A 9,255-nucleotide genomic window follows, 5' to 3' on the forward strand; every position below is an offset into this window, starting at 1 on the left:
AAGGACGCGAAGAACACGAAGAATCAAATGTCTGGATTACTGCTAAATGCTGAGCAATTAATCAACGAAGCTTAGCGATCTTCGTGTTCTTTGTGGTTACAAAACATAGATAAAGAGATAGAGCAAATTCCAAATACTCAAGGTCATACAGCTTAGGCTGACTAGTTGGAGGAATAGAATCAGATTGTATTTACGTTTGGATTCTTGCCACTGCTTTTTAATAGAGCGTGACCAGAAAAATGCCGCCAATGCTAAGCTACCCAAACTGCCTATGCTAAGAATCTGCCAACTACTATTAACAGCATTCGATCTTGTGCCAAAATAAAAATCATCAAGCGCCTTGGATGTTTGATAGGCAAAGAAAATTATAGGAATCGAAAGAACGCATAAACAGCTAAAAATAATCAGCATGATCTTTCTGATTCGCGCGTTGCCTTGTGGATTATTTGGCATCTGATAGCTCATCAATACCTCTAACGAGTGAATCCAAAACGATCGTATCGGTAGCATAGCAGAAGAAATCATGGTTATCTAGGCTGATTGACGGCTGTAACGTAGCGGCGTAGCGGATGGGTGGCTATGGGCTATTGGCTCTTGTAATAATGCTTGGTATTTCACAGGAATTGCCAGCCAAAAGCCTATAGCCAAGCTCTTCGTGTCCTTCGTGGATCAATCTAAATTCTGAAAACTGGCCTCTGATCACTAACCCCTCTACTTAACGATTGTTATAATACCCTTTGACTATTGTGATTAACCGCTGATGGAGGCGTGTTGTGAATTTTCTGATTGCTCTTGATCAGGCTGCTACTGTTGAGCCAGCCTTGGTTGGTTTAGTTGCCCGCGATTTAGCTGGCACAACCCCGGGTTTTGTGCTGAATACCAAGGTGTACCATACTGCGCCGCATGGCGAAATCACCCCCGATGTTGAAGCCGAAATTGCCCAAGCCTATGCCCAATTGGCGGTTGAAAAAGTTGATCTGATCGCCTCGCCAGCATTTGCGGGCACTGCTCCAGCCGAAGCTGCCACCGCCTTTGCTCGCTTTTCGGCAATTCAGGGCATCGACAAAATTGTGTTGGCGGCAGAACGTTGCTGGCAATCGGCGACCAGCGAGGCTGCCCGTAAATTGTATCGTGACCATGCGATTAACCCAGATGATGTGCAAATTGCTGTGGTGATTATTCCTAGTCGTGGTTAGGCCTAGTGCAAGATTTTGCCAAGGCTAGGCTCTTTGCAAAACACCCGAATATTAATCAGAATTTGGGCGTTCAAACTGGTATAATAGCCTTATACCCACCTGAACCCTAACTTAGCAGAATCAGTTTTGTCGAGAGGTTGCTTATGTTTCGTCGTTTCTCTGGCTTGTTTGCTGCCGCCTTGCTAGGAGTGCTTAGTTTGGTCTTGCTCCAGCCTGCTGCTGCTAGTAGCCTGGCTCAACCACCACGCCCAACGTTAACGCCCACGCCGCCGCCGACAGAAACACCGTTGCCCACGGCAACTCGGGCACCAGTAACATCAGTTCCAGGTGCCACGGCTGAGCCAACTCTTGAGCCAACCGCAACTGCTTTACCAACGGCAACCGTTGAACCAACCGCAACTGCCTTGCCAACTGCCACGCCAATTCCGGCGACTGCTACGCCAGTGCCACCGGTGACCTTGCCTGATACTGGCGTGGTCAAGCCTGTGCCTGTTGCTTTACCAGTAACCAGCAGCCCACAAAGCTCAAATACTTGGTTGTGGCTGGGTGTGAGTTTGGTTGTGTTAGGCTTGGCTGGACGCTTTGGCTTGAAATTGATGCGCTAACAGGTGAAACGGCGTTTAGCTCCTCAGGCTGGCTGTCCGCCTGGCTCGTTTGGTGCGCCCGTGATTGGCGAGATTCGCGAGTGGGCCGCTGACCCATTGCAATTTGCCCAAGCACGCGCCCAACGCTATGGCCCGATTTGGTCGACCCATCTTTTGGGTCGGCCTTGTGTCGTTTTATTGGAGCCAGCAGGCAATCGCTTTATGCTGAGCCAAGGTTTACAGTATTTTTCGTGGCGAGCTGGCTGGGGCCGGGCTATGTTGCGGCTCATGGGTGGTGGTTTATCGTTGACTGATGGTCATCAGCACGATCAGCAACGTAGCTTGCTCAAACCTGCTTTTGCCCATGCCGCCCTTCAGCAACTGCAACCACAAATTCAACACCTGATTCGGCAACAATTGCAAACCTGGCCCGATGCTGAACCGATTTGTTTGTTGGAACGCTTGCAAACGTTGGCGTTTGACGTGGCATTGCTCGTGGTTTGTGGCCGCACGCCAGCCCCAATTGCCGAGGCTTTGCATCATGATTTTGCGGCGTTTACCGCTGGTTTGTTTACCCCGTTGCCCTATCCAATTCCAGCAACACCTTATTTTCGGGCGCAAAAATCTGGCGAGCGGTTGCGCCAAACCTTAAGTTATTTAATTGAACTCCGCCGTTTGAACATAGCAGCTGATGCCTTGGATAGCTTAAGTTTGATGCTCCAAGCTGAGCCAAATCGCCCTGATGATGAATTAATTAGCGAATTATTATTGTTGTTATGGGCTGGCCACGATACCGTTGCCTCGTTGCTGACTTGGATTTGTATTGAATTGGCGCAACACCCCGAAATCCTGCAACGTTTGCGTCAAGAATTAAGTACTAATCACCATAGTTTGCTCGATCATGTGCTGCGTGAGGCTGAGCGGTTACATCCGCCAGCGCCTGGTGGTTTTCGCGGAGTTGTTGAAGCTTTTGAATATGCTGGCTATCATGTGCCGCAGGGCTGGCTGGCGATGTATTCATCAGTCTATACCCACCAGATGCCAAGTCTGTGGCATAATCCTACTCAGTTCAATCCCAATCGCTTTGCAGCGCCTTGTAACGAAGGCAAACAAGCCTATAGTTTGGTTGGCTTTGGCGGCGGGCCACGGATTTGCATTGGTTTGGCGTTGGCTCAAATTGAAATGCGCCTAGTGTTACGCGAATTGCTCGCCAATTATCAATGGCAACTTGTGCCTAACCAAGATTTACGGCCTGTCTGGTTGCCAACCAATCAGCCGCGTTCAGGTGGCCTGATCACAATTCAGCGGTTTTAGAGGAAGCGGTTATGGCCGAAATTGATTCGATTCAGATTGTTGGCGCACGCCAGCATAATCTCAAAAATATTGATTTAGCCATTCCCAAAGGCAAATTGGTGGTATTCACCGGCCCATCGGGGGCTGGCAAATCAACACTCGCCTTTGATACGATTTATGCTGAAGGCCAGCGTCGCTATGTTGAATCGCTTTCGAGCTATGCCCGCCAATTTTTGGGTCAATTGCCCCGACCTGAAGTGGATAGCATTCGTGGTCTAGCGCCAGCAATTGCCGTCGCCCAACAAACGATCAACCGTTCGCCGCGCTCAACCGTTGGCACAATCACCGAAATTTATGATCATTTGCGCTTGTTGTATGCGCGGATTGGCAAACCGCATTGCCCAGTCTGTGGCCGTGCGATTGAGCAACAAACTGCTAGCCAAATCGTCGATCAGATTTTGGGTTATCCTGACGGCACACGCCTGATGATTTTAGCGCCCTTGGTGAATGAAGAACTTGGTTCGCATGCCACGGTGCTTGAGCAAACGCGACGGGCTGGCTTTGTGCGGGTACGGGTTGATGGCGCAATTGTTGATCTTGATGAACCAATTGAGTTGGATCATCGTCAAGCCCATAGCATAGATGTGGTGGTCGATCGGCTGATTATTCGCCACAGCGAGGCCGTGAGCTTGAATGACCATCCGGATCGGGTACGGGTGAGCGATTCGGTTGAAACAGCCTTGAAAACTGGCGCGGGAATGGTCTGGGTTCAGCCGCTTGATGGTCAACAGCTGCGTTACAGCGAACATGCTGCATGCCCTGAACATGGGCCATTGGCCAGCGGCGCGATCGAACCACGCAGCTTTTCATTTAATAGCCCACATGGTGCTTGCCCGATTTGCGATGGATTAGGCACAGTTGATGATTTCGACCGGAACCTGTTACAATCTCAGGCAGCGCAAACCCTTGGCGAACTGCTTTCGAATCCACTTCGCGCCAGCACCACGACCTACCAACAATATTGGGAAGAAACCATCCAAGGTTTAGCTGAAGCTTTGGGCAGCGATCTCGAACAGCCTGTTGACACAATGGCTAGCTGGGCGTTAGATTTATGGCTAGAAGGCACAATTCCAAGCGATGATCAACTACATTTAAGCAAAAAGCTACGCCAACAGCTCGCCAACTGGTCAGGTTTGCTCGGTTGGTTGCGTCAACATTGGCAACAAGCAAGCGAACAACAGCGCGAAAGCCTCAGCATCTATCGCCAAGGCACCATTTGTTCGGCCTGTGAAGGTTCGCGCTTGCGACCAGAGGCGCGGGCAGTTACACTACAGGGGCTAGCAATCGATCAAGTTACAGCAATGTCGATTGAGGCTAGTTTTGCTTGGGTTAGTGAACTACCCAACAAATTGCGGCGCGAGCGTGAGCAACAGATTGCAGCGCCGATTGTGCGTGAAATGTGCTTGCGTTTACAGTTCTTGCGCGAAGTTGGCCTAGACTATTTGAGTTTGGCGCGAACTGCTGAGAGCCTATCGGGCGGCGAGGCTCAACGGATTCAATTGGCCACCCATATTGGAGCTGGATTATCAGGGGTCTTGTATGTCTTGGATGAGCCATCGATTGGCTTGCATCCACGCGATACTGAGCGTTTATTACAGACATTATTGCAACTACGCGACCTTCGCAATTCAGTTTTAGTAGTCGAGCATGATCCAGCGATTATTGCTGCTGCTGATTGGGTGGTTGAAGTTGGGCCGACAGCGGGCGTGCAAGGTGGCTATATTATGGCCAGCGGCACGCTTGAGCAACTGATAGCTCAGCCCAATTCCCAAACAGGCCAGTATGTAGCTGGGCAACGGCAGCTAAGCCTGCCTCAAACACGGCGAAAGCCAACCCATGCTACACTAATGCTACGTGGAGCCAAACAGCATAATCTCAAAGATCTGGATGTAGCGATTCCATTGGGATGTTTGGTTGCGATTACGGGAGTATCAGGTTCGGGGAAATCGACACTTATTCATGAGATTCTCTACCCACGGCTGGCCAACGAACTGCATGGAAGCCGCCTGCCAGTGGGCCGACATCGAAGCCTTGAAGGCTATGATCAACTTGAAAAAGTGATTGCAGTTGATCAAACGTCACTGGGGCGCTCAGGTCGTTCCAACGCTGCCACCTACACCGGTATTTTCGACGCATTGCGTCAATTGTTTGCTGGGACACCTGAAGCCAAAGCGCGGGGCTATGGAGCCAGTCGATTTTCCTTTAATCTTAAGGGAGGGCGGTGCGAACAATGTCGCGGCGAAGGTGTGGTATCGATTGCCATGCAATTTCTGCCAGATCTAGCGGTGACCTGCGACGCATGCGGCGGGTTGCGTTATAATCGAGAAACCCTTGATATTCGCTATCGTGGGTATACCATTGCTGATGTGCTCGCCATGACCGTAGGCCAAGCCTTAAGCGTTTTTGAACGGCTACCGGCTTTGGCGCGAAAACTAGAGAGTTTGGTTGAGGTCGGGTTAAGCTATTTGACGTTAGGGCAGCCAGCGGCGACTCTTTCGGGAGGCGAAGCGCAACGGGTAAAACTGGCGGCAGAGCTAGCGCGTCGAGGAACAGGCCGAACCCTGTACATCCTTGATGAACCAACCACCGGATTATATTGGACGGATGTCGAACGGTTAATTGCGATATTGCAACGATTGGTTGATACAGGAAACAGCGTTGTGGTGATCGAACATCATCTCGACCTGATCAAGACCGCCGATTGGGTGATCGATTTAGGGCCGGAAGGTGGGGACACTGGTGGCCGGCTGGTAGTGGCTGGTACGCCGGAAGTAGTCGCTATGAATCAAGCTTCATGGACTGGCCGCTTCCTTCAAACCGTGTTAGCTTGACGGTATGCCCAAAGCGTGAACAGCAACTGTGAATTTGGGGCATTATAAAGGCACATTGTGTTGACGAAGGTATAGCCTTAATGTACAATGTGCGTGCTGGCCGGGCCACGTTCCGAACCACGCCGTGTTGCCCCACTGCGAAGCTCACAGCATAGTGCAAGGAGTTACTCATGGCAGAAGAGCGCACCAATACGTCTGACGAGCTTGAGCGCCTGTTCTACCCCAATAAAATCGCACGATTGTATCTTCTCAGTTTGGAAGATGTTATGGGCCGCACGGGGGTCAATGCGCTGCTAAATATGGCAGGGATGAAACACCTCGTCAATAACTATCCGCCCAACGACTTGAAACGCGAATTTTCGTTCTTTGATCTGGCAACGATCAGCGAAGCCACCGAAACAATGTTCGGTCCACGGGGTGCGCGTGGGATGGAACTGCGGGCCGGACGGTATGCGTTCAGTCTTGGGTTGAAAGAATTTGGCCCACTATTGGGGATGGCCGACCTTGCGCTCAAACTGATGCCCATGACCATGAAAATGAAGATCGTGTTGAATGCGGTAGCACAAACTTTCGACCGCTTCAGCGATCAGCCGAGTCGGGTGGAAGATCAAAAAGGTCGTTTCCTCTATTACATTGATAAATCGCCAGTGTTCTGGGGACGCGGCAATAGCACCCCGATCTTCTATTTGGCGCAAGGGATTATCGAAGAAGCCTTGACGTGGGTGACCGGCGGTCATAACTTCAAGGTCGAACAAGTTGCAAGTCCACGCAATGGCGATCCATATTGTGCGTTTGCCATTGACAAGGAGCCAATAGATTAGGACGATGTAAGTCTGCCAATCTGTGCGCTGGCGACGAGCAGGACGCTCACAGACATCCAACTGTAATCTGCTAGATTCCCATATTCGTGCAAATGCGAGTATAGTACATGGTAGATACCAGGTGGTTTCGGTGGTCGAAACGTCTTGAGCTGCAGGGACTCGTTATGAAACGGATTGTTCTCCGCGATCCTACGCTTATCGCTCCCTTTGGAGAACCAGCGCGTGATTTGCGGATTCTCAATAAGCCGCTGTGGCTGCTACACCGTGATCTGCTTGCACGCCACTGCCAAAGTGTTGCGGAAGTAGACGATTGGTCTGAAATTTCACCAAGTAGTGATGAACTCTTGGTGCATAAAGATAATCTCTATTTCAACCGCGATTTCATTGAGACGTTTATCGCTGAGGCACGCGCCACTGGGCAACCTTGCCAAGTGGCTTTTGCTGCTGATGATGCGATGATTACGGCCCATGCTTTGCGATTACAAGAGGGTATTCGCAAGCATGGCAACCATTTTATCGCCGACCTCTACTATTTCCCTCGCGGCGTTGTCCCGAATCCACAACCGCTGGTGATCGATACCAATGCCATGGAGATGGGCTACTACCATATTCCAAGCTATATGGCGCCCAACCAAGGGGATTTGGTATTCCAGGTGCCAATTCGTGCGTTTTGTTCAATCGAAAGCTGGGTCCATATTTTCATGACAAACTCTCCGCTCGGGGTGTTTGCATGGGGTCGGAAGCTCGAGCAAGAAGTTGCCGCAAGTTGGCGTTTGAAGTTGAAGATTGGCTTTCGTTCATTCATCGAACGTAAGCACTTTCTTTCATCATCTCCGGTGGTCAAGATTGGCAAGAACTGCTCAATCGATCCTTCGGCGATTATTCAAGGGCCAACTGAGATCGGTAACAACGTGAATATTGGCGCTGGAGTGGTGATTACGAATAGCTTGATCGGTAATAACGTGACGATTATGCAAGGCTCTCAAGTGATGCTTAGCGTAGTCAGTGATCGTTGTTATTTACCATTCCGGGCTGCTCTGTTCATGACTGTCTTGATGGAAAATTCGATGGTGGCGCAAAATACCTGTTTGCAGTTATGCGTCGTTGGCCGTAATACCTTTATCGGGGCTGGCAATACCTGTACCGATTTCGATCTGCTGGGCAAGCCAATCAAGACGCTCCATCGCGGGCGCTTGGAAGAAGTTGGTCTGCCAGTTATTGGCTCGGCAATTGGCCATAATTGTAAAATTGGCTCAGGCTTTGTCATTTACCCAGCCCGTAATATTGAATCAGGCACGGTCTTGATTTATGGCGATGACCATTCGGTTATTCCTAAAAATGTTTCGAGTGGTATTTATACGCGCCCACCAGTTTTCTATCCCGACCGCGATCCGCGCGTTCAACGTGTTCCAGTTAACGATCGCGTCGCAGATGAGTACCCAGCAGAACAATTCCGTGATTAACGCTGCATCGCACGCGGCGTGCGATGATGGAGGATACTGTGAGCAAAGAACGCATCTTAGTCGTCGAAGACCAAGCCGATATCTCTGGCTTGCTCAAAATTTACTTCACCTCGCAAGGTTATGAAGTGATGACCGCGATGCGCGGGCAGGTAGCGCTCGATCTTGTGAAACGCACGCCGCCGCATTTGGCCTTGCTTGATGTGAATTTGCCCGATATGACCGGGTATGATATTGGAAAAGCACTGCGTGCCAATGCCCGTACAAAGCATATTCCAATCATTTTCTTGACCGCCCGTGGTGAAAAAAGCGATAAAGGCATTGGCCTCGGTGAAGTCCAAGCCAATGACTATATCGTCAAGCCCTTCGATATTGAAGAAGTCCATATGCGGGTGCGCAATAACTTGGCCTTGGCTCGCGAAAAGAGCCGCACCCACCCGGTGACTGGCCTGCCAACCGCCGAATTGATTAACGAAGAACTCCGCCGTTTGCTCTCAGCCGAAGTTTGGACGCTGGCAACCGTGCATATCAATGGCTTCGATACCTTTACCCAAGTCTATGGCTCGGTCGTCGGCGAGGATGTGCTGAAGTTTGGCGCATTGTTGATCAACGAAGTCGTCAGCGAGTTGGGTGGCCAAGAGGAGTTCATCGGTCAATTGGTCACAGGGCCAGATTTCTTGATTACGTCGATGCCTGAACGCGCTAAAGCAATTGTCGATCGTATCGCTGAACGCTTTGATCAAGAAATTGGCTTGCACTATAGCTATCCCGACCGTAAACGTGGCTATATTTTGGCTAAAAATGCCGATGGTACTGAACGCCAAGAACCACTGATGACGGTTTCAATCGGGGTGCTCGATAGCAACGATGGGCCATTCTACGATATCCGTGAACTCAGCGAAACGGCTGAAAGTGTGCGCCCATTGCCCAACCTGCAAGATGGTTCAGTTCGTAGCGCTGTGAAATTTGGCCGCTAAGCCAGGAGTTAATTCCTGTGCCTAAAGAACACA

8 protein-coding genes are annotated in these 9,255 nt (G+C 50.4%); 7 read left to right on the top strand and 1 reads right to left on the bottom strand.

All coding sequences use genetic code 11. From position 1 onward, the window contains the following. Positions 1–96 precede the first annotated feature (96 nt). Positions 97–453, bottom strand: a complete 357-nt coding sequence (locus DEF47_RS01345) for a hypothetical protein (RefSeq protein ID WP_041304808.1) — start codon at positions 451–453, stop codon at positions 97–99. A gap of 320 nt (positions 454–773) precedes the next feature. On the opposite strand from DEF47_RS01345, the gene DEF47_RS01350 reads away from it, so the two are divergent. The 7 genes from DEF47_RS01350 to DEF47_RS01380 all read left to right on the top strand — a co-directional run bounded on the left by DEF47_RS01350 (position 774) and on the right by DEF47_RS01380 (position 9,222). Then, on the top strand, positions 774–1,196 hold the full coding sequence (locus DEF47_RS01350; RefSeq protein ID WP_012191645.1) for a PEP/pyruvate-binding domain-containing protein: 423 nt from the start codon (positions 774–776) through the stop codon (positions 1,194–1,196). 143 nt (positions 1,197–1,339) lie between these two features. Continuing rightward, positions 1,340–1,801, top strand: a complete 462-nt coding sequence (locus DEF47_RS01355) for a hypothetical protein (protein WP_012191644.1) — start codon at positions 1,340–1,342, stop codon at positions 1,799–1,801. Between the two features lie 3 nt (positions 1,802–1,804). Continuing rightward, positions 1,805–3,094 (top strand): cytochrome P450, encoded by a 1,290-nt coding sequence (locus DEF47_RS01360; RefSeq protein WP_012191643.1) that lies wholly within the window; start codon positions 1,805–1,807, stop codon positions 3,092–3,094. Positions 3,095–3,105: 11 nt separating this feature from the next. After that, a complete protein-coding gene (gene uvrA, locus DEF47_RS01365) occupies positions 3,106–5,964 on the top strand; it encodes an excinuclease ABC subunit UvrA (protein WP_012191642.1) in 2,859 nt (952 codons plus the stop codon). Between the two features lie 170 nt (positions 5,965–6,134). Further along, positions 6,135–6,785, top strand: a complete 651-nt coding sequence (locus DEF47_RS01370; protein ID WP_012191641.1) for a hypothetical protein — start codon at positions 6,135–6,137, stop codon at positions 6,783–6,785. A 164-nt stretch (positions 6,786–6,949) separates the two neighbouring features. Continuing rightward, entirely contained in the window at positions 6,950–8,248 is a 1,299-nt protein-coding gene (locus DEF47_RS01375; RefSeq protein WP_012191640.1) for a DapH/DapD/GlmU-related protein, read from the top strand. Between the two features lie 38 nt (positions 8,249–8,286). Further along, the gene (locus DEF47_RS01380) at positions 8,287–9,222 is read left to right on the top strand and encodes a response regulator (protein ID WP_012191639.1); all 936 of its coding nucleotides are present in this window, start codon (positions 8,287–8,289) and stop codon (positions 9,220–9,222) included. Positions 9,223–9,255 lie beyond the last annotated feature (33 nt).

This window comes from Herpetosiphon sp. (assembly GCF_003512625.1).
Lineage (GTDB): Bacteria > Chloroflexota > Chloroflexia > Chloroflexales > Herpetosiphonaceae > Herpetosiphon > Herpetosiphon aurantiacus.